Below are 26030 nucleotides of genomic sequence, written 5' to 3' on the forward strand. Positions count from 1 at the left end.
GGTGTGGGTACACGTCAACGTGCCCGACCCGGCAGCTGCCTGAACAGCCATCGGTAGATGCGGCCCGCACACGCGCAGCCAGCCGTGGACGAGGAACGCGAACAACGCCCCACCGGGACCGAGCGCTCAAGCTCGACCCTTCAGGGCCGCGTAGTTGACCTCAGTTCGTTGAGCGCCGCGACCACGCCGAACACCACGTCGGGGTGGCCGAGCGGGAGCGGTGCCGGGATGCGGTCGTCCGGTCCGTCATAGCTGCGCACCACCACGCGGGCGAACGGTTCGTCGACCTCGATCTCCGGGTCGACGAGGAGGACCGTGCGGACGAGGCTCTCGTGGTGGCGCACGAGATCGATCACGTCGGCGGCCATCGGCCCGCTGGTGACCACGTCGAGCACGGCCCGGATGGCGTCGTCCCTGTGCATGCTCAGCACCTTGTCCACAGTGGACTTCCACTCCGGCGCGGCAGGCACGCGCAGCCAGACGATCCGCAGGCGGTCCGTCAGCTCTCGCCAGGTGGCCGGGATTCCGTCGTGCGGGGCCTCACCGGCTGGATCGATCACGAGCACAGTCGCCGCTCCGGTCGGTCCGTCGGCGACGACACCGGGCCCGGTCGCCCTGACGGGCTGGTTGAAATCGCGCATGTCAGGGACTACCCACCCGGCTGCGGGTTTGCACGCGGCACCGGCGGCGTGATTGGTCCGATCCGGTGACCTGGTTCGCCGGTGACAGGACCACTCGTTCGTGTGGACTTGTTGACAGCCACCGATTTTCCGTTCGCATCCGGTGACCGCTTGACCACTTTCCAAGCCCAGGTTTATGGTCTAGACCATACCGAAACTGGATCGGCGAGCGATTCAGTGGCGTGGCCCGAAACGTTGCCGTGGGAATTCGCGGTCAGACTGCCGCGAGGCGTCCTGCTGAGCGTGAATTCACCGCCCACGTTTCGGGTCACGCCACTGCGCTCCCGGTTCCCGCCCCTGTCACGGGGTCCACCCTGCCTGGGAACGATCCAAGGAGTTCGGACGATGAAACTCACCCGAAAAGCGGCCCTGGTCATGGCCGCCGTCCCGGTAATCGTGTTCATCACGCCGGTCGGTTCGGCCAATGCGCATGGTTACGTGTCGTCGCCGCCGAGTCGTGCGGCGCAGTGTGCCGCGGGGACCGTTCGAGACTGTGGCGCTCCCCAGTGGGAGCCGCAGAGCGCGGAAGGTCCCAAGGGCCTGAAGAACTGCAGCGGCAGCCGCGGCGACTTCGAAGTGCTGAACGACGACAACAAGGGCTGGCAGGTGACCAGCACCGGTACCAGCCTGACGATCGGCTGGACGTTCACCGCCCGGCACCGCACGCGCGACTACGAGTACTACATCGGCAACACCCGCGTCCACTACGTCGACGTGGCAACGCCGCGCCGGTCGACCCGGTGCGGCACACGATCAACCTGAGCGGGTTCTCCGGCCGCCAGAAGCTCTACGCGATCTGGAACATCGGCGACACGGTGAACGCGTTCTACTCCTGCATCGACCTCAACATCGGTGGCGGCGGCACCCAGCCGCCGCCCACCACGACCACCACGCCGACGCCGCCGCCCGTCGGTGGCACGTGGGCAGCGAACACGTACTACGCGACCGGCGCGACGGTGACCTACAGCGGCGCCTCCTACCGGTGCCGGCAGGCCCACACCTCGCTGACCGGCTGGGAGCCGCCGAACGCGGCCTCGTTGTGGGAGCGGATCTGAGCTGATGAAGCGCCTGGTGATCGCGGTCGCGATCCTGGCGCTGGCGGGGTGCGGCGGAGAGGCGATCGTGCCGGAGGGCCAGCAGGCCCACGGGCACGGCGCCACCTCCGCCGCACCACCCGTTCCGGCCGCCAGCGCGAGGTTCAACGACGCGGACGTGATGTTCGCGCAGATGATGGTGGCCCACCTGCAGCAGGGCGTCGACCTGGCTCAGGTGGCCAAGGCCAAGGCCTCGAAGGCGCAGCTCAAGGAACTCGCCGGCGCCATCGACACCACCCAGCGCGAGGAGCTCACGATGCTCAAGTCGTGGCTGAAGCTCTGGGGCAAACCGGAGAACCCGTCGACCGATCCCAACGTGCACGCCGCGCACGGCGGCCTGCCGTTGCTCGACGCCAAGGTCGTCAGCGACATCAAGGAGAAGAACGGCGCCGAGTTCGACCTCACCTACCTCAACCTGATGACCGGCCACCAGGGCGGCGCCGTCGAGATGGCCCGCACGGAGCAGAAGGACGGCTCGAACCCGGAGACCATGGCGTACGCCGACAGGGTCGTGCAGTCCCGGCAGGGCCAGGTCTCGCAGATGCTGGCGCTGATGAACGAACAGTGATCGGTAGGCGTTCGGTCAGCGGCCCGGCGTTGCATCCCGTGCATGGACGTTCTGATCTCAGGTGCGGGAATCGCCGGGCCCGCCCTCGCCCACTGGTTGTCCCGCTTCGGCTTCTCCGCAACGGTCGTGGAACGGGCGCCGGCGCTGCGGCCCGGCGGTCAGGCCGTGGACTTCCGCGGCGAGGCGCACCTGTCCGTGCTGAGGCGGATGGGTGTGCTCGACGCGGTGCGCGCTGAGCAGACTTCGTTGCCGGACATGGTGTTCCGCGACCCCTCCGGACACGAGCGGTGCCGGATGCCCGCCTCGTACACCGGGGGAGAAGTGGAAATCCGGCGCGGTGACCTGTCGCGGTTGTTGTACGAGCTGAGCGCTTCGGATGCCGAGTACGTGTTCGGCGACTGGATCACCTCGCTGCACGACGACGGCGCCGGGGTGGACGTGACGTTCGCGCACGGGCCCTCGCGGCGGTTCGACTTCGTCATCGGCGCGGACGGGATGCGGTCCGGGGTGCGGCGACTGGTCTTTCCCGAGTACCGGCCGAAGTTCATGGGCTACTACTTCGCGATCTGGGACGCGGACGGCGACGACCGCGACCTGACGTGTGCGCCGGGAGTGCTCACCGCACCCGGCTGGCTCATGTACAAGTCCTCGGTGCCGCCAGAGCTGATGCCGTACGAGGTGGTGGCGCCGCACGTCTACTTCGACTCGATCAGTCAGATCCGCATGCCGACGGTGAGTTCCGGACGGGTCACGTTGATCGGTGACGCCGGGTACGGATCGACGCTGGGCGGCATGGGCACCGGGCTCGCGGTCGTCTCGGCCTACGTGCTGGCAGGGGAGATGGCCGCGGGAGGCGACGCCTTCGCCCGCTACGAAGCCCTGATCGGGCCGTACGCGCGGGGGTGCCAGGGAAACCCGGGGCCGTTCCTCGCGCCCGCGACCCGGCTCGGGATGTGGGTGCGGGACCGGATGTTCGGCTTGCTGCCGAAGGCGCCGGTGTTCGCGCGGATCGACCTGCGCCGGGCGACCGCGATCAAGCTTCCCGAGTACGTGCCAGTTCGGTGAGCGCGTCCTCGACGTACTGCTTGGCCGACTCCTGCATCCACCCGAACCCCAGTTCCCGCTGAGCTTCCCGCAGCAGCTGCTCTGCCCTGGCCGGATCGCCCCTGCGCTGGGCGATCTTGGCCAGGCCGGCGTTCGCGAGCGCCCGAGTGGCGGCGAGGCCCGCCTGCGTGGCCATCTCCAACGCCTGGTGGTACTCGCGTTCGGCCTCGTCCTGGTCCAGGTCGAGCAACCGGTCCGCGCGCCGGCCGCGGAACTCGGCCATCTCCTCCGCGGCGCCCAGCTCCGTGACGGCCCGAAGAGCCTCGTCGGTGAGCGCGAGGGCTTCGTGCGGGTCTTCGGTGAGGTTGGCCAGCACGTCCAGGACCTGCGCGGCACCCCAGCGCTCACCCAGCGACTGGAACTGGTGCAGGGCCGTGCGGGACTGCTCGATCGCGGCCGCACGGTCGCCGGTCGACACCCAGCTCAGGTAGGACTTGCTGAAGCCGATCAGGCCCTGGATCCACGGGTCCTCGCTGCGTTCCATCTCGTCCTGCAGCCGGGTGCGCGGGGCGGTGGGATCCGGCGGGCCGTCGAGCATGGCCCACGCGATCAGCACGAACGGCTGCTTGATCGGACCGGGCAGTTCGTGCCACTTGTTCCGCACGCGTTCCGGAGCGGCGAGTGCCAGCAGGATCGCGTACTCCTCGGTGGACTGCTCGGGCACCACCGCGAGGAGTCTCCGCGCCACGCCCTCGACCTCCGTGCGGCTGCCCTTCAGGTACCAGTACCACGACAGGTCGCTCACGAGCCGCAGAGCCAGTTCCGGATCATGGGAGGTGGCCCACTCGACGGCCTGCATGAGGTTCGCGTGCTCGGCGGTCAACCGCGCGAACCACCGCACCTGGTTCCGTTGGCGCAGCTCGGGATCCGCGCGACGGGCCAGCGCGTGGAAGTACGCGGTATGCTCGGCGTCGACCCGTTTGTGCTGCGAGCAGAACTCGCGGATGGTCTCCAGCATGCGGTAGCGGCCGTCGTTGGCTTCCACCAAGGACTTGTCCACCAACGCTTCCAGCACCTCGATGTCGTGCCCGCCGACCTGTTCCACGGCCTCCAGTGTCGCCCCGCCGCTGAACGTGGCCAGGGAAGCGGCCAAGTCGCGTTCGTCCTCGGACAGCAGGTCCCAGCTCCACTCCACGACGGCGCGCAGGGTCTGGTGGCGGGGTGCGGCGGCGCGGTTTCCCTTGGTGAGCAAGCGGAAACGGTCGTTCAGCCGGTCCGCGATCTCCTGGGTGGTCAACGTGCGCGTGCGTGCGGCGGCGAGCTCGATCGCCAGGGGAAGCCCGTCCAGCTCCCGGCAGATGTCCACAGTGTACTGGTCCCGCACGAACGCGGGGTTCACCAGACGGGCCCGGTCGACGAACAACGCCACGCTCTGCTCGGGGTTCAGCGGCGGCACCGGGCACAGCGTCTCGCCGGTGATGCCCAGCGCCTCCCGGCTCGTGGCGAGGATGCGCAGACGCGGGCAGGTGCTGAGCAGATGCTGCGCCAGCTGAGCGGCCTGAACGATAAGGTGCTCGCAGTTGTCCAGGATCAGCACCGTGTTGCGCTCGCGCAGAGCAAGGGTGAGCCGGTCCTCCGGTTCCAGCACTGTCTCCTTGAGACCCAGCGCGTGCAACGTCGCCGCGGCGACGTCCTTGGCGGGAGCCAGGTCCACGAAGATCGCGGACGGGGTGGCGGACTGCAGCGCGAGCCTGGTCTTGCCGGCGCCACCGGGTCCGGTGAGCGTGACGAGCCGTGAGGTCAGCGTGGCGATCCGCTGCAGTTCCTCTTGCCTGCCAACGAAACTGGTGAGCTGCGCCGGAAGCTCGCGCTGGGTCTGCCCGCGCAGGATCTGCACGTGAACCGCGCGCAGTTCGGGTGACGGGTCCGCGCCGAGCTCGTCGGCGAGCAACGACCGCGCGTCCTCGAACGCCTGCAGCGCTTCGGCTTGGCGGCCCTGCTGGTTCAGCGCCTGCATCAGGTAGCCGCGCAGGCGTTCGTCCAGCGGGTTCTGCCGCACCAGACCCTGGATCTCCTGCACGTCGGCCCTGCCGAGCCGGATCCGCGCGGCGATCAGCGCGCTCACCGCGGAAGACCGTTGTTGTTCGAGCCGAGTCGCGTGGTCCGCGGCGTCGACGTCGGCGAGCGCGGGACCACGCCAGAGCTGAAGTGCTTCGGACAAAAGGGATTCCGCTGCCTGCGGGTCACCCTGCTCCAGCGCCTGCTGACCATCCGCCGCCAGCGAGGCGAACCGGTGCGCGTCGACCTGGTCAGCCGCGAGGGCCAAGCGATAGCCGGCGGAGTGGAACTCGATCAGCGAAGCGTCACCGAGCGCCCTGCGCAGCCGCGAGACCTGGCCCTGCAACGCGTTGGCGGCGTCGGCAGGTGGCTCAGAGCCGTAGAGCTCGTCGACCAGCCGGTCGAGCGGGACGACGTCGCCCACCCGGAGCGCGAGCATCGCCAGCAGGGTGCGCGGACGTGGGCCACCCACCGCGAGCTTGCCGTCCGGGGAGTGCGCCTCTACTGGGCCGAGAATGCCGACGTGCACGGTGTCAGCGTACGAACCGGCCGGGACTCGTACCCAGGACACGGCGAAAATGGCGCGTCAGATGTGACTGGTCGTGGAACCCGGCCAGCACCGCCGCCTCCGCAGCCGAACGTCCCTCCACCAGATACCCGCGCGCGAGATCAACCCGGCGCCCGGTCAGGTAGCGGTGCGGCGGCAACCCGAACCGCCGGCTGAACGCCCGCACCAGGTGCGTCGGACTCGTCTGCAACTCCTGAGCAGCCGCGTTCAGGGTCATCCCATCAGGCAGCGACGCGTCCAGCAGCTGCCGCAGCCGATCGGCCAGCGTCGGATCCGCGTGGACGGCAGGCGCTGTGCCCGCGAAGTGATGCGTGAGACGTTCGGTGATCAACGCCAGCCTGCTGGACGCCTCGAACGGCTCGTCCAACGCCAGATGTAGCTGGTGCACGCGCTGCCGCAACAGCGGATCGACCAGCATCGGCGTGTCCACGGCCTTGCCGACCAGGCCGGACGGCAGCACCGAGTCGTCCAGGTACAGCACACGCTTGTGGAAGCCGGTCGGGTAGGCGGACCGGCCGTCGTGCGGCACGTGCGGCGGCAACAGCGTGACGCCGTCCACGAGCGCGCCGTGCTCGTGACGGTCCAGTTCGTAGCGCACCGCACCCTTGTCGAGCAGCATCAACGTCCACGCGTCGTGCGTGTGCGCTGGGTAGACGTGCGTGGTGAAGGAGGCGTGGAAGGCCTCTTTGATGCCTTCCACAGCCGGCTTCCAGGCGGCCACGCTCATGTCAAAAACGTACAAGACGTGAACGCCGCAGGCCCGCGATCGTGGTGGCCATGTTCGACACCAAGATCGCTGTGTTGCTGCGCGACGACCTGGCCGGCTGGCAGGCGCTGAACGTCACTGCCTTCCTCGTCAGCGGGCTGCCCGACGAACTCCGCGGTGAGCCGTACGTGGACGCCGACGACGTCAACTACCTGCCGATGTTCCGCCAGCCCGTCGTGGTCCTCCAGGGTGACCAGGAGCTGCTCAAGAAGGCCCACGAGCGTGCCCTCAACCGCAACCAGCCCATGGCGATCTTCACCGCTGACCTGTTCGCGACCGGCAACGACACCGACAACCGGGCCGCCGTGCGCAAGGTGCACACACAGGACCTCGACCTCGTCGGGATCGCGGTGCACGGCCAGAAGAACGCCGTCGACAAAATCTTCAAAGGCGCCCGGATGCACCCCTGACGAAAGCACGCTCTATCACCGTGCTGTCCAACGTCTTCGCAGGCTGTGTGGCGTTGTTGGGCGTGTTCAGCCCGGTGTCCGCGCAGATCAGGGGCGCGGCCGTGCTCTACATGACCACGACGGGCATCGTGTACGCGCTGCTGCTGCGAGACGTTGACGTGCAGACACCGGCCTACGCGAACTGGGTCTTGCACGTCATCGTCCCGATCCTCGTCATCGTGGAGTGGCTGCTCGCACCAGAACGGACCACACGGGCGTGGATCTGGCTGTCCTTCCCGCTCGCCTACGTGGCGTACACGCTGCTCAGGGGCCCGATCGTGGACTGGTACCCGTATCCGTTCCTCGACCCGCGCCGGAACGGCTCCGGCGAAGTGCTCCTGAGCAGCGTGTTCGTCGTCATGGTCATCGCGGCGCTGGCCTACGCGGTGTCGTGGGTCGGTACCAAATTGGCCCAAAGAAGCAGCGTGGTCTTGTCCCACGACTAGGGCCAATCGTCGCCCTACCGTCAGAGACATGACCAGGCGACTTGCGTACGCGCAGCTGACGAACTCGATCGGCGACGGCGGCTTCCTCGTCGTCTCCGCCCTCTACTTCACGCAGATCGTCGGCCTGAGCGCGGCACGGGTCGGCCTCGCGCTGACCCTCGCGTGGGGTGTCGGAGCCGTCGCGGGTGTCGCGTTGGGCCACCTCGCCGACCGCCTCGGCCCCCGCACCACCGCGGTTGTGCTGGCCGCTGCGACGGCGACGAGCATCGCGATCCTGCTCTTCACCCGGAACTTCGCGGCATTCGTGCTGGTCATGTGCCTCTACGCGAGCTTCCAGAGCGGACTGCAGGCGTCCAGGCAGGCCCTCCTCGCCGGCCTCACCACGCAGGAGGAACGGACGCGGGCCCGTGCACGGATCCAATCCACGGCCAACGCGGGCATCGCGATCGGCGCGGCGGCGGGCGGGTTCGCGCTGCACCTCGGCACCGAAGCCGCCTACACGGCCGTGTTCGTGCTCGACGTGCTCAGCTTCCTTGCTGCCGCGGCGATTCTGAGCACGTTGCCGGAGACCGTGATGACTCGCGCGAAGGGCAAGTTCGACGTGCTGAAGGACCGTCCGTACGCGCTGATCACGTTGATCAACGCCGTGATGCTGCTCTACATGCCGCTGCTGAGCCTGATCATCCCGCTGTGGATCGTGCAGCGCACCGAGGCGCCGACGTGGCTCGCGGCCGCGCTGCTGGTGCTCAACACCGCGGCCGTCGTGCTGTTCCAGGTGCGGATCGCCAAGCGCGCCAACGGTCTCGGCCAGGCGTCCACGCTCGTCAGGCACGCCGGGCTGATCATGCTGGCGTCCTGCGCGGTCTTCGCGGTGACGGCGTTCAGCTTCGGCGCCTGGCCCGCGGCGGCGTTGCTGATCGCGGCCGCCGCGCTGCAGGTGCTCGGCGAGATGATGCTCGCCTCCGGGGCGTGGGAGATCAGCTTCTCCCTCGCGCCCGCCGACCGGCAGGGCCAGTACCAGGGCTTCTTCGCGACCGGAACGGCCGTCGCCCGCATGGTCGGCCCCGCCCTGCTCACCACCGTCGTGCTCGGCTGGGGCGCGATCGGCTGGCTCGTGGTCGGCGGGCTGTTCGTCGTCGCCGGCTACGCGATGGGGCCGGCGGTGCGCTGGGCCCGTGAGAAGAACTCCACAAGCTCCGGCGCCATGACCGACGACTTGTACATGTGCGTCTGACCGGGCAGCGTCCGGTACTCCGTGTCCGGACCGAGCACCTCCGCGACGTTCTTCATGGTGTTGCGGAGGTAGTCGGGGCTCTTGCCACCGTCCATCGCGAGCGTCGGCACCTTCACCCTCCAGCGGTCGGCCGGCAGCTTCGAGCCGCGGCCGTCGTCACCGAGGATGCGCAGGTCCCACGGCAACGTGTGCGCGACCGGCTTGAGCTTCTTCCACATCGGGGTCAGCTTCATGATCGCGACGCCGAAGCCGGGAGCACCGACCATCTTCATGAACTTCGAGAGCATGCCGGAACGGTCGCCGCGAGCGAGCAGGTCGTTCATCTGCTGCACGATGTCGGCGGGCCGCGGCGTGTAGGTGTCGTCAACGACGAACGGCGCCTCGTAGATCGCGAGCCGGGTGATGCCCGGCAGCCGTGACGCGGCTTCGAGAGCCAGAACCGCGCCAGAGGACACGCCGAACACGAACGCCGACCCGCCGGCTTCCTTGATCAACGCGTCGATGTCCTCGACCTCGCGCTCGAGCGACCACGGCGTCGCGCCGTCACCGGTCTCGCCGCGGCCGCGCCGGTCGTAGGTGTGGACGGTGAAGTTCTTGTCCAGCACGGACGCCAGCTCGGTGGTCGGTCCGAACCTGCGGTGGCACATCGCGCCGTCCACGAGGATCAGCGCGGGGCCGGAACCGGTGATCGAGTACGCGATCTCGGTGCCGTCGGCGGAGGTCGTGAAGCGCGTCATTTCTGCTCTCCCAGGGTGGTGTCGAGGAAGCTCTGCCAGTCCTGCTCGGACTCGTCGCCCTCGAAGACGTGGTGCGCGGCGATCATCGGGCCGTGGAACCCGCGCAGGAAGCGGTACATGCCCCGCTCGGTGCGCAGACCGAGCGTGTGGGCGTTGCGGTGGTACTCGACGGCACCGGGGAGCTTGTCGGCGAGCGCCGCGTCGAGCGTCTTCCACGCCGCGTCCCAGTCGCTGATCATCGGCCCGAACACCGTGAGAGGGCGGGCGGTGCGGCCAGCGAAGTGGTGCAGGTACTCGGCCAGCGTGCGCCGGAACAGCGCGCCGCCCAGCGTCATGGCCTCGAACTCGTCGGCCCAGTCGTCGCCGGGCAGGAAGCCGCTCGTCACCATCCGCAGCACGGTGCTGCTGTGCTCGCGGCCCTCGACGAGGAACTCGTAGGCGATGAACCGGCCGTCGGGCGCCTTGCCGCTGTCGTACGCGAGGTGGTGCGGCGGATCCCAGGCGGTGATGGTCGAGGTCGGCTCGTACCCGCCGAACGCCATCTTGACCTGCCCGTTCGCGACCTCGTTGCGGCCCATGAACCACGAGTCGATGCCCGGACCTGTCGCGATGGCCTCCCAGACGTCCTCTACGGACGCGGGCACCTCGATCTCGTCGGTGCCTTCGAACGCGTGGCCCATCAGTTCTCCCCTCGTGGCTGTGCGGATGGTCCCATCCTGGCTCCGACGATTCTCTTAGTCAAGACAGTGTCGCTAGTCTTGACAAAAAAGCTTGTCGGTGGTTCCGTTCTCGCCACCAACTTCGTCAGGAGGAACCCATGTCCCGCATCGCGTGTGGCGTCGTCGCCGGCCCGCTCTACCTCGTCGTCGGGTACGCCCAGGCCTTCACCCGCGAGGGCTTCGACCTGTCGCGGCACCCGTTCAGCATGCTCAGCCTCGGCTCGCTGGGCTGGATCCAGATCGCGAACTTCGTCGTGAGCGGCGCGTTGTTCGTCATCGCCGCCACGGGCATGGCCAAGCACACGAAGTGGGGTGCGCGGCTGATCGGTCTGATGGGCGTGGGGATGATCCTCGGCGGGGTGTTCGTCGCCGATCCCGCACTGGGCTTCCCGGTCGGCACACCGGATGCGCCACCGACGTCGCTCTCCTGGCACGGCGCGCTGCACGCGGTGGCGTTCGTTCTCGCCATGATCGGCTGGGTCGGTGCGTGCTTCGTCTTCGCGCGTAGGCTCGGGGGATGGCTGGCGGTGGTGAGCGGCCTGACGGGCGTGCTCCTGATGGTGCCGATGGCGTTCCTGGGCAACCCCGGCGGAACCGTGCTGCTCTACGTGGTGGCGACGATCGGCTGGATCTGGACCTCGATCGTGTCCCTGAGGCTGAGCCGGCCTGCCTACTCGAACTGATCTGCCCGGAGTGCGGGCGCGTCACCACCGACGAGTACGCGTCCGGCTGTGAGGCCTGCCGTCACACGAGCTGATGGGCGTGCATCTTGCTGATGTCGTAGGACACGCCGCAGAACGTGCACTGCAGCCCGTACCTGCTGCTGATCGTGAACAGCGGGATGAAGAAGATGGTCGGCTTCGTGTAGCGCCGGAACAGGTTGTGCGCGGCCTGGTGGTGACAGTGCCCGCACACCAACGTCAGCATCCGCAGCTGCTCGATCGTCGTCCGCCAGCCGAAAATCACCATCTGCGCTCCCTGGGGTTGGCTGTCTCTTTGACGTCTGACGTCCCGTCTGAGTTGCGATGGATCCGCCATCTTCAGAAGGTGGACAGGTGGACACCCTGCTGCGGCCCTGGCGCCCCGACGACGCACCGGTCATGTTGGCCGTGGCCGGCGAACCGATGTTGGGTCGCCAGTTCACCTCTCCGATCGACTCGCTCGCCGCCGCGGAGGAGTGGATCGCGACGCTCACGGCTCGTCGAGTGGACGACACGGCGTACACCTTCGCCGTGCTGGACGACGGCGTGCCCGTGGGCAACGTCACCGTGTCGAGCGTGGAACGCCGCCACCTCACCGGCTGGGTCTCCTACTGGATGCGGGAAGAGGCCCGCGGTAAGGGCCTGGCGACCAAGGCCTGCCGGGCGGTCAGCGAGTTCGCCTTCGCCGAGCTCGGCCTGTTCCGGCTGGAGCTGGCGCATCGGCTGGACAACCCGGCGTCCTGCCGGGTGGCGCTGGGGGCCGGGTTCCAGCCGGAAGGTGTGGAACGGGCCCGGCTGCTCTACGACGGGGTGCGGTACGACACCGAGACCCACGCGCGGCTCGCGACTGATCGGGTCTGAGGTTCGCTTCAAGGGCAGCCGGGTAACCGGCATGGCATGAGCGACGTGCAGGACGAGCTGCTGCGGACGCTGACCAAAGTCGCCAACGCCCTGCGCAGTGCGGAGATCCCGTTCGCCCTGACCGGTGGGTGTGCGGGCTACGCGCGGGGCGGTCCGGCGACCGAGCACGACGTTGATCTGCTGGTGCGTGAGCAGGACGCGACCGAGGCGGTCCGCGTTCTCGTGCAGCGCGGACTCAGGGCGGCCGAGCCGCCGGAGGACTGGCTGCTCAAGGTCTACGACGGCGACTCGCTGGTGGACCTGCTGTTCCGGCCCAACGAACGCCCGGTCACCGACGAGATCCTGGCGATGGCCGAGGAGATGCCCGTCGGCTCGGTGATGCTGCCGGTCATGCCGGCCACGTTCGTCCTGAGCAGCAAGTTGCTCGTGCTGGACGGGCACCGCTGCGACTTCAGCGAGCTGCTGCCGTTCGCCCGCGCCCTCAGAGAGCAGATCGACTGGGAACAGGTGCGCGAGGAGACCAAGCACTCTCCGTACGCCGAAGCGTTCCTGGTGCTCATCGAACGCCTGGAGATCATCGGGAGGGGCAATGGAATCCGAGCAGTACCTCGCGGCAAACCTGCGTAGGGCGGTCGCGGAGGACCCCAGAACGGCCGAGCTCGGAGTGCGGGTGACCGTGCGTGGAGATCACGTGATGCTCTCCGGCGACGTGGCGTGCGCGGACCGGCGCAGGGCGCTCGAAGAGGTGCTGCACGAGGCCGCGCCCCAGCTGACGATCTTCAACGACGTGCGCGTGACGCCGGCGGGAGAACCGGAGGGTGAGGAGGACCTGCGATGATCCGGATCGCAGCTGTCGGCGACATCCATCTCGGCGAGGACATGCGGGGCAGGCTCCGCCCGGCGCTGGAGAAGGTCGGCGAGCACGCGGACGTCCTGCTGCTGGCCGGTGATCTGACCCGGCACGGCACGGTCACCGAGGCCCAGGTCGTCGCGGACGAGTTCGCGGACCTGCCGGTGCCCGTCGTCGCCGTGCTCGGCAACCACGACCACCAGGACGACAAGCCGCTCGAAGTCGCCAAGACGTTGCAGGACAACGGCATCCACGTCCTGGAAGGCACGACGTACGAGACGACGATCAACGGCTGCACGCTCGGCGTCGCCGGGGTCAAGGGGTTCGGCGGCGGGTTCGCGGGCAAGTGTGGCAGCGCGTTCGGCGAGCGTGAGATGAAGGCGTTCATCCAGCACACCTGTGACATCGCGGAGACCCTGGAGAGCGCACTGTCCGAACTGGACACCGACATCAAGGTCGCGCTGACGCACTACGCGCCGGTGCCGGACACGTTGCGCGGTGAACCGCCGGAGATCTACCCGTTCCTAGGCTCGTACCTGCTCGGCGAGGCGATCGACGCCACCGGCACGCATCTGGCCGTGCACGGTCACGCGCACTTCGGCACCGAGCAGGGCATGACACCGGGCGGGGTGCGGGTGCGCAACGTCGCACAGCCGATCATCCGCTCCGCGTACACCGTCTACGTGATGGAAGGTGCGAACGCATGACCGTCGGTGACTTCATCGTGCAACGCCTGCGCGACTGGGGCGTGAAGCAGGTGTTCGCGTATCCGGGCGACGGCATCAACGGGATCGTCGCGGCGTTCGGCAAGGCGGACAACGACCCTGCCTTCATCCAGACCCGCCACGAGGAGATGGCCGCGTTCGCCGCGGTGGGCTACGCGAAGTTCAGCGATGACGTCGGCGTGTGTCTGGCGACGTCAGGTCCTGGCGCGATCCACCTGCTCAACGGGTTGTACGACGCGAAACTCGACCATGTGCCGGTCGTCGCGATCGTCGGCCAGACCGCCCGCACCGCGCAGGGCGGCAGCTACCAGCAGGAAGTCGACCTGCACTCGTTGTTCCGCGACGTCGCCTCCTACCTCGTCGACGTGACGGTGCCGGAGCAACTGCCGAACGCGCTGGACCGGGCGATGCGCACGGCACAGGCCGATCGCGCGCCCGCCGTGCTGATCATCCCGAACGACGTGCAGGAGCAGGAGTACGAGCCGCCCAAGCACGAGTTCAAGTACGTCCCGTCCAGCCCGCCGTCCCGTCCGTCGTCGTGCGTCGTGGCGGCCAACGACGAGGTGCGGCGCGCGGCCGACGTGCTCAACACGGGCGAGAAGGTCGCGATCCTGATCGGCCAGGGCGCCCGCGGGGCTGCTGCCGAGTTGCGCGAGGTCGCCGACCTGCTCGGTGCGGGTGTCGCGAAGGCGTTGCTGGGCAAGGACGTGCTGCCTGACGACCTGCCGTACGTCACCGGGTCGATCGGGCTGCTGGGTACCAGGCCCTCGTACGAGTTGATGCGTGACTGCGACCGGTTGCTGATCGTCGGTTCGAACTTCCCGTACTCGCAGTTCCTGCCGCAGTTCGGCAAGGCGCGCGGTGTGCAGATCGACGTCGACGGCCGCGCGATCGGCATGCGCTACCCGACCGAGGTCAACCTCGTCGGTGACGCGCGGGAGACGTTGCGCGCGCTGATCCCGTTGCTGGAACGCAAGACCGACCGTTCGTGGCGGCAGAAGATCGAGTCGAACGTCGAGCGCTGGTGGGAGGTCGTGGAGCGGCAGGCCCAAGTGCCCGCTGATCCGGTCAACCCGATGCGGATCGTGTCGGAGCTGTCGAAACGCCTGCCCGTCAACGCGATCGTCACCGCGGACTCGGGTTCGGCGACGAACTGGTACGCGCGGCTGCTCCGGATCCGGGAGGGCGTGCGGTCCTCGCTGTCCGGCACCCTGGCCACGATGGGTTGCGCGGTTCCTTACGCGTTGGGTGCCGCTTTCGCCCAGCCGGACCGGCCGTTGATCGCACTGGTCGGTGACGGCGCGATGCAGATGAACGGCATGGCGGAGTTGTTGACGCTCAAGCGTTACGGCATCCGATGCGTTGTGTGCGTGTTCCACAACAACGACCTCAACCAGGTCACGTGGGAGCTGCGCGCGATGGGCGGCGCACCGAAGTTCGAGGAGTCGCAATCACTTCCGGACGTGTCGTACGCGGCCTACGCGCGCTCGATCGGCCTGCAGGGCATCGAGGTCGACTCGCCGACCGGCTCGGCACGGCCTGGGAGACCGCGCTCGCTTCGGAAGGCACCGTCGTGCTCGACGTGCGCTGCGACCCGAACGTGCCGCCGATCCCGCCGCACGCGACGTTCGACCAGATCAAGGACATGACCGAGGCGGTGCTGCGCGGCGATCCCGACGCCTGGGAGGTGCTGCGCCGAGGCCTGCAGACCAAGATCCAGGAGTTGCTGCCGTGAAACTGGGCTATTTCCTGTCCTCGGAAGAACACGGACCACGTGACCTGGTCCGCCACGCGAAGATGGCGCAGGAGCAGGACTTCGAGGCGTTGTGGATCTCCGACCACTACCACCCGTGGAACGACGAGCAAGGCCAGTCGCCGTTCGTGTGGGGCACGATCGGCGCGTTGTCCGAGACGGTCTCCCTGCCGATCACGACCGCCGTCACCTGCCCGATCGTCCGCATCCACCCGGCGGTCATCGCGCAGGCGGCGGCCACGGCGGCCGTGCAGTGCGAGGGCCGGTTCGTGCTCGGCGTCGGCAGCGGCGAGGCGCTGAACGAGCACGTGCTCGGCACGCACTGGCCGTCGGCCGACGTGCGGCTCGAGATGCTGGAGGAGGCGATCGGCGTCATCCGCACGTTGCACCAGGGCGACGAGCTCACCCATCACGGCAAGCACTACACCGTCGAGAACGCGCGGATCTACACCATGCCCGAACGGCCGGTGCCGATCTACGTGTCCGCGTTCGGGCCCAAGGCGGTCAAGCTCGCGGCGCGGTGTGGTGACGGCTACATCTGCGTCGGTCCTTCCGGTGACCTGGTGAAGCAGTACCGTGCGGAAGGCGGGCGCGGACCGGCCCAGAGCGGGCTGAAGGTCTGCTACGCGGAGTCCGAAGAGGACGCTGTGGCCACCGCGCATCGCTTGTGGCCCAACGACGGCCTGCCCGGCGAACTGGCCCAGGTGCTGCCGACACCGCGCCACTTCGAGCAGGCCTCGGAGCTGGTCACGCCGGAGATGATCCGGAAGGCGATTCCCTGCGGCCCGGATCCCGAGCGGTACGCGGAGAAGATCAAGGAGTTCGCGGAGGCCGGGTTCGACGAGGTCTATGTGCAGCAGATCGGGCCTTCACAGCGGGAGTTCTTCGAGTTCTGGGCCAAGGAAGTCGTGCCGTTGATCGATGTTTAGCAGCAGATGCGCGGGGCACCCGGTCCTATGAGGAGATTCCTGCGCGAGCACAGCCTGACGCTCGTTTTCGCCGGGCTCTTCCTGGCCGCGCTGGTCGGCCAGTTGTTCGCCGGACAGGCCGACTACAACGAGCGTCAGGCTGCCCTGGGTCAGCCGGAGCTGGCACTGGGGCCGTACCTGTTCTCCGCGGACTACTGGGTCGACGTGGTGGAGAACTGGCAGTCCGAGTACCTGCAGTTCTTCCTGTACGTCTGGGCCACCGTGTGGCTGATCCAAAAAGGTTCTCCCGAGTCGAAGCCGCTCGACAAGGTCGGTCCGGAGAGCGACCGCGAGCAGCAACTGGGCGAGCACGTGAGCGAGTCCTCGCCAAAGTGGGCGCGCGCCGGCGGTTGGCGCACGGCGCTGTACTCGAAGTCGCTCGGCCTCGCGATGCTCGCGTTGTTCCTGTTCTCGTGGACCATGCAGTGGATCACCGGCTGGTACGCCAACAACTCCGACCCGCTGGCCGAGAAGATGGGCCTGGTCCAGTACTTCTTCAGCTCGGACTTCTGGAACCGGTCGCTGCAGAACTGGCAGTCCGAGTTCCTCGCCATCGCGTCGATGGCGATCCTCAGCGTCTACCTGCGCCAGCGCGGTTCACCCGAGTCGAAGCCGGTCGGCGCCGCGCACTCGGTCAGCGACAGGTCAGGCTAGCTCCACCCAGTGGCGCCGCCACTCCGGCGGATCGAACTTCTGGCTGTAGTACCGGGTGTCGCGCAGGATCCGCCCGTCGTCGTTCAGCTCCCACACGACGATGACGTGCCAGACCTCGTCGCCGTAGTCGTTGACGCCTTCGACCGTCCAGAACCTCCCGGCACCGGCCACCCGTCTCAACGTGATCGAGGGCGGCTTGGGGAAGCTGGACTGCATCGCCAGCATGTTGTCCCTGCCGCGGATGCGTTCCCCCGACTGCGGCATCTCCATCACGTAGTCGGGCGCTCGGAGCTCGTACTCGGACTCGGCGTCCAGATCGCCGAACATCAACTCGACGCCTTCTCGCATCGCGTCGGCGTCGTCGGTCGCGGCGGCGCGGCGGAACAGCTCCAGAACCGGGTTCATCCCAGGAGTCTGCTCCGCCGACTCGGATCCGGCAGAATGGCGGCCATGACCACCAGAAAGGGCCATGCCGCGTAGGCGCCCCGCACAGGTTCGCGCTCGCCAGCCGATTCGGCAGAGGCAGCCGATCCGTCAAGTTTCCCGTGTTTCCGCATCCACATCGCGTGCCATGGCTGAGCTCGAACGCACGCGCTTCCATCCAGGAGCGATCGCAGAAGCCCTCGCCGAGTGGACCCGGTTCGTGCACGGCCCGGCTGGCGTGATCGCCCGCGCCGAGTCCGATCCAGTGCCCTATCCGTGCTGCCCGTCGGACGACCCGGCCGAGGGACGCGCCGTTCTGCGTACCGCCTTGCACGCCTTGCCAGTCAAGGCGCCCGCGAGTTGCTCGCGCTCGTCCGGCCGCTCGATGAGCTCTACCTGGCCCGCTCGATCTCCAGTCCGGACAACGTCGATCTCCGCGGCCTCCTCGCCGCGACCCCGCCCCGCACAAGACTTCGCCCACCTGACACGTTCACCTTCACCGCCGAACTGGTCCACGTGGGCTGGCTGCTCGTGGTGGTCGGTGACAGTCGCGGGCAGCGGCGTTTGCACGCCTCGTTCCTCACACCCGCGCTGGACGATCTGCTCGAAGCCCTGGTGACCCTGACCACCGGCGGCCGGCACGTACGGGTCTCCTGGGACGCCGAGCCGACCGAGTTCCGCTGGCTGATCTCGGTGGACACCCAGGCCCACGTGCGGCTTCTGGTTCTTCCCGACCGCTCGGCGAACTCGCCGGACGACCTGGGGAACCTCGTCCTCTCCGCCGACCTGCCGTTGCGCAGTCTCGTGCGCACGGTGGCCGTTGCGGCGCAGGCACTGCTGACCCGGCTGGGCGAGGCCGGGTACGCCCGGCAATGGGACGCCGGACCGTTTCCTGCCGACCGGCTGCGCACTCTTCAACGCTGGCTCGGCCAAGAGTGAAAAGCGCGGCGGGACACCTGTCCCGCCGCGCCTCTCCAAGGCAGCGCGACCACCTTCTCGGGTCGTCACCACCGCCCTAGGCGAGGATCTCGCCGACCGTGCCGGCACCCACGGTCTTGCCGCCCTCGCGGATCGCGAAGCCGAGCCCGGTGTCCATGGCCACCGCCTTGCCCAGCTCCACCGTGACCTCGACGGTGTCACCTGGCATGGCCAGCGTCCTGTCGAGCTCCACCACACCGACGACGTCGCCGGTGCGGAAGTGGAACTGCGGGCGGTAGTTCGACGCGATACCGGTGTGCCGGCCGCCCTCCGCGTGGGACAGCAGGTACACCGACGCGCGGAACCGGGTGTGCGGCGCCACGCTGCCCGGCAGGGCCAGGACCTGGCCGCGCCGGACCTCGCCGCGCTTCACCCCGCGCAGCAGCACCGCGGCGTTGTCTCCCGCCTGGGCCTGCTGCATCGGCTTGCCGAACGTCTCGATGCCCGTGGCGACCGAGGTCACCGCGGAACCGAGACCGATCACCTCGACGGTGTCGCCGAGGCCGAGCACACCGCGCTCGACCGCGCCGGTCACGACGGTGCCGCGACCGGTGATGGTCATGACGTTCTCGATCGGCATCAGGAACGGGCCGGTCAGGTCACGCGAAGGCACCGGGATGTGCTCGTCCACCGCCTCCAGCAACCGGACCACCGACTCCGTCCACGACGGGTCGCCCTGCAGGGCGCGCAGGCCGGACACCCGCACCACCGGCGTGGCGTCGCCGTCGAAGCCGTACTGGGAGAGCAGGTCACGGATCTCCAGCTCCACCAGGTCGAGCAGCTCGGGGTCGCTCACCGCGTCGGCCTTGTTCAGCGCCACCACCACGTACGGCACGCCCACCCGATGCGCCAGCACCACGTGCTCACGCGTCTGCGGCATCGTGCCGTCCTCCGCGGACACCACGAGGATCGCGCCGTCCAGCTGCGCCGCACCCGTGATCATGTTCTTCACGTAGTCGGCGTGGCCGGGCATGTCGACGTGCGCGTAGTGACGCGTGGGCGTCTCGTACTCGACGTGCGCGATGTTGATCGTGATGCCGCGAGCCAGCTCCTCCGGCGCGCGGTCGATGCGGTCGAACGCCGTGAAGGTGGTGCCCGAAGGGTCCATTTCGGACAGAACCTTGGTGATGGCGGCGGTCAGGGTGGTCTTGCCGTGGTCGACGTGGCCCATGGTGCCGATGTTGAGGTGCGGCTTGGCGCGCACGAACTCTTGCTTCATCGCCCTATTCCTCGGAAGAACAGCTGGAGGTTCAGAACCGTTGGACCGCAACCACCCTCCCCCAGCGGTCCTGAAGGAGGGACTGGAGAAGGGTCAGAGTCGGGCGCCGGCCAGCTGTGCCGAGGCAACGGCGAGCGCGCCCGCAGGAACACCTGCGAACGTGTTGCACTCAGCCGTCAGGAACATGCTGATGATCGTGACAGAGCCCTAATTCGCTGTCACCTGGTTTTCCACGAGCCGGATCAACGCCCGCGCGGCCGGACTGTGCGGGCCTTCCGTGCGCCACGCGAAGGCGAGCCGGCTCCACGGCGAAGGGTCGGTGATCCGAACGGCGTGCAACCCGTCGGTCATCGACAACGCCAGGATCGCCGGGCCGAGTCCGCGTTGCGCCAGCGTGATCACCATCGGAGGCGCGGATGCCTCGAACGCGATGCGCGGCCGGCGCGAACCGCAGGCCTCGTCCAACGCCCCACGCAGCCCGGTTCCCGGTGGCAGGCTGATCAACCCGCGCTCCAGCAACTCGTCCAGCGTCACGGACTCCCTGCCGTACCAGGGATCCGAAGCAGCGACCGCGGCCACGAGCGGCTCGTCGGCCAGCACCCGCACAGACAGCCCGTCAGGTGTCGAACCGGCGTACCCGACCAGAGCGAAGTCCAGCCGGCCATCCACAAGGGACTCGATCAACGAGTCGGAGTTGGCCTCCACCAACGTGATCTCCACGTCGGGGTGCGAGGAGTGGAACGACGACAGCAGCTCAGGCAGGTCCATGATCCCGCAGGACACGACCATCCCGACGCGCACGACACCGCGCACCAGTCCGGCCATCTCCTCCACGGTGCGCCGGGCCGACTCCACCGAACCCAGTGCCGCCCGCGCCAGCGGCAGCACCGCCGCGCCCACGTCGGTCAACGTGACGGTGCGCCCCGACCGGTCCAGCAGATCGTGCCCGAGCTCCCGCTCCAGCCGCCGGATCTGCGCGCTGACACCGGGCTGCGCGACGTGCACCCGTTCCGCCGCGCGCGTGAACGAGGCTTCCTCCGCGACCGCGACGAAGTATTCAAGCTGCCGAAGCTCCATAAGCGGTGATTATAGAACTGAGCACAACTAGATCTTGGACATATAGATGCAGGTCGACCACGCTGGAGACATGCAGATCTTCTATCCCGGCGACACCGGCTACGACGACGAACGCAGCGGATTCCAGACCGGACTCCGCCACGAACCTCAGGTGATCTTCGCGGTGGAGAACGCGCAGGACGTCGAGGAAGCCGTGCGCTACGCCGAAACCCACGGCCACGAGTACGCGATCCAGGCCACCGGCCACGGCCTGACCACGACGACCACCGGCGTCCTGATCTCCACCCGGCGCATGAACGGGGTCGAGATCGACCCGGCGGCCAGGACCGCGAAAGCGGAAGCCGGCGCGGTGTGGCAGCAGGTGATCGACAAAGCCGCGCCACACGGACTCGCCCCGCTCAGCGGCGACGCGAGTGACGTCGGCGTCGTGGGCTACACGCTCGGCGGCGGGTACAGCGTGCTGGCGCGCGAGTTCGGCTTCGCGAGCGATCGCGTCCGCGGAACGGAGAAGGTCGGAGACGTCATCACCGCGCTGGAGTTCGAGCTCGTCGAGGTCGACCAGGTCCACGCGGGCGAGATGTTCTTCGACGCCGGGCACGCGGAAGCGGTGTTCGAGGCGTTCCACACGTGGGACCTGCCTGACCACGTCACGCCGACGCTCACCACCCTTGGCGAGGTGGTGCGTGTGACTTACGCGAGCACGAAACCGTTCGACATCGACCACCTGCGTGTCGCGCCGAGGCTGAGCGAGGAACTCAGCGCGAAGCCGTTCGCGGAAGCCGCCGGCAAACCACTGCCGCCGCACACCTACCAGGGCGACAACGTCCTGCTGAACGACCTGCCGCTGGACGCGCTGCACGGCGTGAGAAAAATGGCCGCCAACTCCAGCGTGCCGATCTTCCTCGGCATCATCCCGCTCGGCGGCGCGCTCAAGACCGAAGCGACCCATCTGCTCAAGCTGATCTCGCCGCGGCTCGACGTCGAAAAGCAGCACGCGGAGGTGTTCGACGTGGTGCGGTCGTTCGTCGTCGGACGGTCGCGGAACTTCAGGTACGCCGTACGCTGACGTGCATGACCCGAGTGGTTCTCGTGGAGGACCACGACATGGTCGCCGAGGCGATCGGGCTGGCGCTGGAAGGCGCCGGGATCGAGGTGATCGCCCGCGCGTCCACCGTCGTGGCCGCGCTCGCGGACATCCGTCGTGGCAGGCCCGACATCGTCCTCCTCGACCGCAGACTCCCCGACGGCGACGGCACCGCGCTGATCCCGGAGCTCGTCAGAGGTGGCGCCAAGGTGCTGGTGCTGACCGGTGAAGCCACGGCGTCGGTCGCCGCACGCGTCGCCGAGGCCGGTGGGGCAGGGCTGATCCTCAAGTCGGCGCGGCTGGACGAGCTGGTCGAGGCGGTGCGCAAGGTCGCGGCAGGAGAGGTCGTGTTCGACCCGAAGCTGCTGGCGGGGGTGCTGGACCGGCTGACAGGCAGGGTCAGGGCCGCGGGCGCCACGCTCACCGCACGCGAGCAGGAGACGTTGTTGCTGCTTGCGGACGGCGCGGGCACCGACCAGATCTCCAGCAGGCTCGGCGTCGCCCGCAACACCGCGCGCAACCACGTGCAGCGCGTGCTCGACAAGCTCGGCGCGCGCTCCAAGCTGGAGGCGGTGTCCATCGCGCGCCGCGAGGGCCTGCTCGACTGATGCAACTGCACCAGGCGGCCTGAGTCACCTGCGTCTGCTTCCGCGATCTCCGCTGGTGCACTGTGCTTGCGTGGCCACGAGTTCGCTCACCGAAGCCGAGTTCTCACTCCCGGAGACGAACCGGCGCGGCGGTGTGGCGCTGGCCCGCGACTTCGCCCGCCGCGTCGCGGGGATCTGCGGCTATCTCGGCAACCACGACGACGTCGTGCTGATCGTCAACGAGCTCACGACCAACGCCGTCTGCCACGGCAGCGGCCGTCCGATCGTGCGCCTCGTCGGTGGTCATGACCGGGTGCTGGTCGAGGTCGTCGACGACGACGCTGCCCACCCCGAGCTGCGCGCCGGACGCTGGGGACTCCAGCTCGTCGCCCAGCTCGGCGAGAGGTGGGGCGTCGCGGAACGTGCTGGTCAGAAGGTCGTCTGGTGTGAGCTGACGGCTTGACCACCATGATGAGGCCGTGCAACCGGACGACTGGCGGGAAAGCGACCTCTTCCGGCTGCTCGTGCTGGGCGTGCGCGACTACGGGATCTTCATGCTCGACCCCGGCGGGCACATCGTGAGCTGGAACGCCGGTGCCGAGCGCATCAAGGGTTATGCCGCCGAGGAGATCATCGGACGGCACTTCTCGGCGTTCTACCCGCCGGAGGACGTCAGGTCCGGCAAGCCCGACTGGGAGCTGCGGGTCGCGAAGGCAGAGGGCGCGCTCGAGGACGAGGGCTGGCGGGTGCGCAAGGACGGCACCCGGTTCTGGGCGAACGTGATCATCACAGCGCTCTACGACGACACCGGTGAACTGCGCGGGTTCGGCAAGGTCACCCGCGACATGACCGAACGGCGGCGCGCCGAGCAGCAGCTCACCGACCGGCGCAGGCTGCTCGCGCACCTCGTCGAGGCGCAGGAGCAGGAGCGCCAGCGCATCGCGTGGGACGTCCACGACGACACGATCCAGGCCATGGTCGCTGTCGACATGCGGCTGCAGCTGCTCGCCCGCAAGGTGCCCGCCGAGCACCGCGACACCGTGGAGCAGCTCGACGGTGCGGTGCGCACCGCCATCAGCAGGCTGCGCAACCTGGTGTTCCGCGTCCGCCCGCCCGGCATCGAGCGGCAGGGGCTGCGGGACTTGCTGGCCGCGTACCTCGCCGACACCGCCATGACGGGGGAGATCCACAACGAGCTCGAACGCGATCCGGGTGACCACGCGGCCATCACGATCTTCCGCGTCTGCCAGGAGGCGTTGACCAACGTCCGCAAGCACGCGCGTGCCTCGTCCGTCACGATCAATCTGTCCACAGTGGATCGCGGGTTTCTGGTCCAGGTCGTGGACGACGGCGTCGGGCTGCCCGATCTCGACCCGAACGCGGGTCACTTCGGCCTGATCGAGATGCGGGAACGAGCGGAGGCCGCTGGAGGCTGGTGCACCGTGACACGGCAGGACGGCGGGGGCACGGTGGTCGAGTTCTGGTTGCCGGACGTGCGGCCGTGATCGTCCGTGTGCTGATCGCCGACGACGATCCCCTGATCAGGGACGTCCTGCGCGACGTGCTCGACGACGAGCCGGACCTGGAGGTCGTGGCGGTCGCCGCGGACGCCCGCGAGGCGGTCGAGCTGGCTGAACGGCACTCGCCGGCGGTGGTCGTGCTCGACGTCCGGATGCCGTTCGGCGGTGGCTCGTACGCGGCGGCCGAGATCCTGCAGCACGCGCCCGCCACGCGGATCCTGGCGTTCTCCGCCTACACCGATTCTGGTGCGGTCGACGAGATGCGCCGTGCGGGCGTGTCCGACTACGTGGCCAAAGGCGTCCGCAACACCGAGCTGGTCGCCGCCGTCCGGCGTTTGGGTGTGCAATAGGTTGTGGTGTGGATCCAACAGCCGTAACGTCGAAGTCTCAGCCGGGTTCAGCAGGGTGCTCGGACCGGTATCCATGTGCTTCGGCCACCGGGGAGTGCTGGTGAACGAAGATCGGTTCAAGGAGTCACCGCTGCTCACGGTGCGTGCCGCAGACATCGCCGGTGTGGTGGTCGTCGCGGTGGAAGGCGAGATCGACGTCGACACTGCCGACGTGGTGCTGGACGCGCTTCGTCTCGGCGTCGAGTCCGGTGGACCCGCCGTGGTCGCCGACCTCACGGAGGTCAGCTTCTTCGGCTCGACCGGCATCTCCACGTTGATCACCGCCCACGAGCTCGCCGAAAAGCACGGCACGGGCTTCCACGTCGTCGCACCGCATCGCGCGGTGAGGAGACCGTTGCAGGTCACGGGAGTGGCCGACGTGCTGTCGCTGCACGACTCGGTGGACGAGGCGTTGGCAGCATTGAAACCGGTGCCCAGCGAGTAGGCACCGGTTCCGCCGCGTCAGCCGGCCAGTTCCACGAGCTTCGGCACGACGTCATCGGGGTGCGGCATCTCAGCGATCTCTGCGGCGATGCCCGCGTTCGCGGCGTGCACGTCGTTGTCCCGCAGCAGCTTCTGGACGGCCTCGTGCATCGCGTCCGCCGTGAACTGCTCGCCGACGAGCTGTGCGCCCAGTCCGGCGTTCGCGACGATCTCGGCGTTCCGGAACTGGTCGGCCCCCTGCGGGAGCACGAGCTGGGGCACGCCGTGCGTCATCGCGGCCACGGTGGTGCCGGAGCCGCCGTGGTGCGCCACGAGATCTGCGTGCGCGAGCAGATCCGCCTGAGGCACCCACTGCAGCACGTGCACGTTGCCGGGCACGTCGGTCAGCGCGGACGGCTCGACCAGCGGCCCGGTCGCGACCAGCACCTCGGCGTCCAGCCCCGACAGTCCGGCGATCGCGGTCCGCAGCAGGTCCTCGTTCGCGAACGCGGTGCCGAACGTCAGATACACCAGCGGCTTTTCGTGCCCGGTCACCCAGCCGGGCAGTTCACCGGGTTCGGCGAACGGCGTCGGCCGCATCGGAATTCGTTCCACTTCGGAGAGATACGCCAGATCCTGCAAAGACGGCGGGAAGACGTCGATGTACGGTGATCCAAGTCCGTAATGCTGCCCATTCGGCACACTGATACCGAGTTCGGCGGCGTACTCCAGCAACAGGTCGCTCATGGCCTCCGGGACCGTTGTTTCGTCCATCTTGCCGAAACCGTGGCACACGGCGGGGATCCCCGCCCGCATGGCGGCGAGACCGGCGCCGGGGTTGACGATCTCGAAGACGACCAGGTCGGGCTTGTCCCGTTCCAGCACCGGCTTCAGGTCGGTCGCGTAGGCCCTCGGCAGCACAGATCCGAAGGCCTCAACGGCAGTTTGCCGCAGCATTTCCCTTTGAAACTCCGATGTGCCGTGCAATTCGTTGACCTGGCGGAAGGCGTCCCCGATGCTCACGCCCGCGTCGACCGCCGTGAAACCCAGCTTTTCCACCGTCGGGTGAAACCCGGGATCGACGGCGTAGAGGATGTCGTGTCCCTGCTCGCGGGCGGCGATCGCGAGCGGGAGTAACGGGTACGTGTGTCCGTGCGAGCCTAAGCTCGAAAAGAGTATGCGCACACGATCACATTAGGCGCGGTCTTATTACGCCGGGGTCAATCTCGCGGGTCGCGACCCCAACGGCTGAGGCTTTCCCACTGATCGGCGACGTCCGCCGGTGAGGGCATCGAGGCAATCTCGTCACGAACCTCACCCGCGGCCCGCTGCAGCTTCGAGTCCTCGATCAGCCGGGTGAGCAGCTCCGGCGTGACCTCGCGCGGAGCCGCCTTGAGCCCGGCTCCGCGTGCGGTGATCATGGTCGCGTGCACCGTCCGGTCGCGGCCCGGCTCG

The 26030-nt window shown here is 68.4% G+C and carries 32 protein-coding genes and 1 pseudogene; 22 read left to right on the plus strand and 11 right to left on the minus strand.

Going from position 1 to position 26030, the window contains the following annotated elements; all coding sequences use genetic code 11:
* Window positions 1–140 precede the first annotated feature (140 nt).
* Window positions 141–641, minus strand: coding sequence for a hypothetical protein (locus FXN61_RS29140; protein WP_167977207.1), 501 nt, complete (start codon window positions 639–641; stop codon window positions 141–143).
* Window positions 642–1025: 384 nt separating this feature from the next.
* Here FXN61_RS29140 and FXN61_RS55740 point away from each other — a divergent pair, with 384 nt between their 5' ends.
* Genes FXN61_RS55740 through FXN61_RS29155 form a run of 4 tightly spaced genes read left to right on the plus strand, consistent with a single transcriptional unit; the run spans window position 1026 to window position 3407 of the window.
* On the plus strand, window positions 1026–1442 hold the full coding sequence (locus FXN61_RS55740) for a lytic polysaccharide monooxygenase auxiliary activity family 9 protein (RefSeq protein ID WP_312878072.1): 417 nt from the start codon (window positions 1026–1028) through the stop codon (window positions 1440–1442).
* Window positions 1421–1735: a carbohydrate-binding protein gene (locus FXN61_RS55745; RefSeq protein ID WP_312878073.1), complete on the plus strand. Its 315-nt coding sequence runs from the start codon at window positions 1421–1423 to the stop codon at window positions 1733–1735. The genes FXN61_RS55740 and FXN61_RS55745 overlap by 22 nt, the downstream gene beginning before the upstream one ends.
* A gap of 4 nt (window positions 1736–1739) precedes the next feature.
* On the plus strand, window positions 1740–2342 hold the full coding sequence (locus FXN61_RS29150) for a DUF305 domain-containing protein (RefSeq protein WP_167977208.1): 603 nt from the start codon (window positions 1740–1742) through the stop codon (window positions 2340–2342).
* 42 nt (window positions 2343–2384) lie between these two features.
* Window positions 2385–3407, plus strand: coding sequence for an FAD-dependent monooxygenase (locus FXN61_RS29155; RefSeq protein ID WP_167977209.1), 1023 nt, complete (start codon window positions 2385–2387; stop codon window positions 3405–3407).
* Here the strand turns inward: FXN61_RS29155 and FXN61_RS29160 are convergent.
* Together FXN61_RS29160 and FXN61_RS29165 are read right to left on the minus strand one after the other, a co-directional pair.
* Complete coding sequence (locus tag FXN61_RS29160; RefSeq protein WP_167977210.1) at window positions 3376–5973, minus strand: AfsR/SARP family transcriptional regulator; 2598 nt, start codon at window positions 5971–5973, stop codon at window positions 3376–3378. The two genes, FXN61_RS29155 and FXN61_RS29160, sit on opposite strands and share 32 nt — an antisense overlap.
* Before the next feature lie 4 nt (window positions 5974–5977).
* Window positions 5978–6739: an AraC family transcriptional regulator gene (locus FXN61_RS29165; RefSeq protein ID WP_167977211.1), complete on the minus strand. Its 762-nt coding sequence runs from the start codon at window positions 6737–6739 to the stop codon at window positions 5978–5980.
* A 50-nt stretch (window positions 6740–6789) separates the two neighbouring features.
* Here FXN61_RS29165 and FXN61_RS29170 point away from each other — a divergent pair, with 50 nt between their 5' ends.
* From FXN61_RS29170 to FXN61_RS29180, 3 genes are read left to right on the plus strand one after another with little or no spacing between them, the layout of a single operon-like run.
* Window positions 6790–7188 (plus strand): DUF2000 domain-containing protein, encoded by a 399-nt coding sequence (locus FXN61_RS29170; RefSeq protein ID WP_167977212.1) that lies wholly within the window; start codon window positions 6790–6792, stop codon window positions 7186–7188.
* Between the two features lie 20 nt (window positions 7189–7208).
* Window positions 7209–7673 carry a Pr6Pr family membrane protein gene (locus tag FXN61_RS29175; protein ID WP_167977213.1) on the plus strand — a complete coding sequence of 155 codons (465 nt, stop codon included), beginning with the start codon at window positions 7209–7211 and terminating at the stop codon, window positions 7671–7673.
* A gap of 28 nt (window positions 7674–7701) precedes the next feature.
* On the plus strand, window positions 7702–8907 hold the full coding sequence (locus FXN61_RS29180) for an MFS transporter (protein ID WP_167977214.1): 1206 nt from the start codon (window positions 7702–7704) through the stop codon (window positions 8905–8907).
* Here the strand turns inward: FXN61_RS29180 and FXN61_RS29185 are convergent.
* On the minus strand, window positions 8817–9644 hold the full coding sequence (locus FXN61_RS29185; RefSeq protein ID WP_167977215.1) for an alpha/beta fold hydrolase: 828 nt from the start codon (window positions 9642–9644) through the stop codon (window positions 8817–8819). The two genes, FXN61_RS29180 and FXN61_RS29185, sit on opposite strands and share 91 nt — an antisense overlap.
* Window positions 9641–10324, minus strand: a complete 684-nt coding sequence (locus FXN61_RS29190; RefSeq protein WP_167977216.1) for an SRPBCC family protein — start codon at window positions 10322–10324, stop codon at window positions 9641–9643. Before FXN61_RS29190 ends, FXN61_RS29185 begins: the two co-directional genes overlap by 4 nt.
* 137 nt (window positions 10325–10461) lie before the next feature.
* On the opposite strand from FXN61_RS29190, the gene FXN61_RS29195 reads away from it, so the two are divergent.
* Window positions 10462–11046 carry a DUF998 domain-containing protein gene (locus FXN61_RS29195; protein WP_167977217.1) on the plus strand — a complete coding sequence of 195 codons (585 nt, stop codon included), beginning with the start codon at window positions 10462–10464 and terminating at the stop codon, window positions 11044–11046.
* A 61-nt stretch (window positions 11047–11107) separates the two neighbouring features.
* Here FXN61_RS29195 and FXN61_RS29200 read toward each other — a convergent pair whose 3' ends face one another.
* Complete coding sequence (locus FXN61_RS29200; protein ID WP_167977218.1) at window positions 11108–11332, minus strand: zinc-ribbon domain-containing protein; 225 nt, start codon at window positions 11330–11332, stop codon at window positions 11108–11110.
* 86 nt (window positions 11333–11418) lie between these two features.
* On the opposite strand from FXN61_RS29200, the gene FXN61_RS29205 reads away from it, so the two are divergent.
* The 7 genes and pseudogenes from FXN61_RS29205 to FXN61_RS29235 all read left to right on the plus strand — a co-directional run bounded on the left by FXN61_RS29205 (window position 11419) and on the right by FXN61_RS29235 (window position 16875).
* Window positions 11419–11925 carry a GNAT family N-acetyltransferase gene (locus FXN61_RS29205; protein ID WP_223165643.1) on the plus strand — a complete coding sequence of 169 codons (507 nt, stop codon included), beginning with the start codon at window positions 11419–11421 and terminating at the stop codon, window positions 11923–11925.
* A gap of 36 nt (window positions 11926–11961) precedes the next feature.
* Window positions 11962–12552: a nucleotidyltransferase family protein gene (locus tag FXN61_RS29210; RefSeq protein WP_167977220.1), complete on the plus strand. Its 591-nt coding sequence runs from the start codon at window positions 11962–11964 to the stop codon at window positions 12550–12552.
* On the plus strand, window positions 12515–12763 hold the full coding sequence (locus tag FXN61_RS29215; RefSeq protein WP_167977221.1) for a BON domain-containing protein: 249 nt from the start codon (window positions 12515–12517) through the stop codon (window positions 12761–12763). Before FXN61_RS29210 ends, FXN61_RS29215 begins: the two co-directional genes overlap by 38 nt.
* Window positions 12760–13482: a metallophosphoesterase family protein gene (locus FXN61_RS29220; RefSeq protein ID WP_167977222.1), complete on the plus strand. Its 723-nt coding sequence runs from the start codon at window positions 12760–12762 to the stop codon at window positions 13480–13482. Before FXN61_RS29215 ends, FXN61_RS29220 begins: the two co-directional genes overlap by 4 nt.
* Window positions 13479–15235 (plus strand): annotated as a pseudogene (locus FXN61_RS29225) (thiamine pyrophosphate-requiring protein). Before FXN61_RS29220 ends, FXN61_RS29225 begins: the two are co-directional and overlap by 4 nt.
* A complete protein-coding gene (locus FXN61_RS29230) occupies window positions 15232–16182 on the plus strand; it encodes a TIGR03557 family F420-dependent LLM class oxidoreductase (RefSeq protein ID WP_167977223.1) in 951 nt (316 codons plus the stop codon). Before FXN61_RS29225 ends, FXN61_RS29230 begins: the two are co-directional and overlap by 4 nt.
* Window positions 16183–16209: 27 nt before the next feature.
* Complete coding sequence (locus FXN61_RS29235; protein WP_167977224.1) at window positions 16210–16875, plus strand: DUF6766 family protein; 666 nt, start codon at window positions 16210–16212, stop codon at window positions 16873–16875.
* Here FXN61_RS29235 and FXN61_RS29240 read toward each other — a convergent pair.
* Entirely contained in the window at window positions 16867–17280 is a 414-nt protein-coding gene (locus FXN61_RS29240; RefSeq protein WP_223165644.1) for a hypothetical protein, read from the minus strand. The two genes, FXN61_RS29235 and FXN61_RS29240, sit on opposite strands and share 9 nt — an antisense overlap.
* Before the next feature lie 378 nt (window positions 17281–17658).
* On the opposite strand from FXN61_RS29240, the gene FXN61_RS29245 reads away from it, so the two are divergent.
* The gene (locus tag FXN61_RS29245; protein WP_167977225.1) at window positions 17659–18237 is read left to right on the plus strand and encodes a hypothetical protein; all 579 of its coding nucleotides are present in this window, start codon (window positions 17659–17661) and stop codon (window positions 18235–18237) included.
* Window positions 18238–18313: 76 nt separating this feature from the next.
* Here FXN61_RS29245 and tuf read toward each other — a convergent pair whose 3' ends face one another.
* Together tuf and FXN61_RS29255 are read right to left on the minus strand one after the other, a co-directional pair.
* Complete coding sequence (gene tuf, locus FXN61_RS29250) at window positions 18314–19495, minus strand: elongation factor Tu (RefSeq protein WP_167977226.1); 1182 nt, start codon at window positions 19493–19495, stop codon at window positions 18314–18316.
* A gap of 207 nt (window positions 19496–19702) precedes the next feature.
* Window positions 19703–20572 (minus strand): LysR family transcriptional regulator, encoded by an 870-nt coding sequence (locus FXN61_RS29255; protein ID WP_167977227.1) that lies wholly within the window; start codon window positions 20570–20572, stop codon window positions 19703–19705.
* A 70-nt stretch (window positions 20573–20642) separates the two neighbouring features.
* Here FXN61_RS29255 and FXN61_RS29260 point away from each other — a divergent pair, with 70 nt between their 5' ends.
* The 6 genes from FXN61_RS29260 to FXN61_RS29280 all read left to right on the plus strand — a co-directional run bounded on the left by FXN61_RS29260 (window position 20643) and on the right by FXN61_RS29280 (window position 24597).
* The gene (locus FXN61_RS29260; RefSeq protein ID WP_167977228.1) at window positions 20643–21638 is read left to right on the plus strand and encodes an FAD-binding oxidoreductase; all 996 of its coding nucleotides are present in this window, start codon (window positions 20643–20645) and stop codon (window positions 21636–21638) included.
* A 5-nt stretch (window positions 21639–21643) separates the two neighbouring features.
* Window positions 21644–22264 carry a response regulator transcription factor gene (locus FXN61_RS29265; protein ID WP_167977229.1) on the plus strand — a complete coding sequence of 207 codons (621 nt, stop codon included), beginning with the start codon at window positions 21644–21646 and terminating at the stop codon, window positions 22262–22264.
* A 70-nt stretch (window positions 22265–22334) separates the two neighbouring features.
* On the plus strand, window positions 22335–22706 hold the full coding sequence (locus FXN61_RS52900) for an ATP-binding protein (RefSeq protein WP_246292149.1): 372 nt from the start codon (window positions 22335–22337) through the stop codon (window positions 22704–22706).
* A gap of 16 nt (window positions 22707–22722) precedes the next feature.
* Entirely contained in the window at window positions 22723–23748 is a 1026-nt protein-coding gene (locus tag FXN61_RS29270) for a PAS domain-containing sensor histidine kinase (RefSeq protein ID WP_312878074.1), read from the plus strand.
* The gene (locus tag FXN61_RS29275; protein WP_312878075.1) at window positions 23745–24113 is read left to right on the plus strand and encodes a response regulator; all 369 of its coding nucleotides are present in this window, start codon (window positions 23745–23747) and stop codon (window positions 24111–24113) included. The genes FXN61_RS29270 and FXN61_RS29275 overlap by 4 nt, the downstream gene beginning before the upstream one ends.
* A 100-nt stretch (window positions 24114–24213) precedes the next feature.
* The gene (locus FXN61_RS29280) at window positions 24214–24597 is read left to right on the plus strand and encodes an STAS domain-containing protein (protein ID WP_167977230.1); all 384 of its coding nucleotides are present in this window, start codon (window positions 24214–24216) and stop codon (window positions 24595–24597) included.
* Window positions 24598–24614: 17 nt separating this feature from the next.
* Here FXN61_RS29280 and FXN61_RS55750 read toward each other — a convergent pair whose 3' ends face one another.
* Window positions 24615–25760 carry a glycosyltransferase gene (locus tag FXN61_RS55750; protein WP_167977231.1) on the minus strand — a complete coding sequence of 382 codons (1146 nt, stop codon included), beginning with the start codon at window positions 25758–25760 and terminating at the stop codon, window positions 24615–24617.
* A 35-nt stretch (window positions 25761–25795) separates the two neighbouring features.
* On the minus strand, window positions 25796–26030 hold a 235-nt coding region (locus tag FXN61_RS29290), incomplete at its 5' end, for a nucleotide disphospho-sugar-binding domain-containing protein (protein WP_376770763.1).

Origin of the sequence: Lentzea indica (assembly GCF_012184385.1) — a bacterium.
Taxonomy (GTDB): Bacteria; Actinomycetota; Actinomycetes; order Mycobacteriales; family Pseudonocardiaceae; genus Lentzea; species Lentzea indica.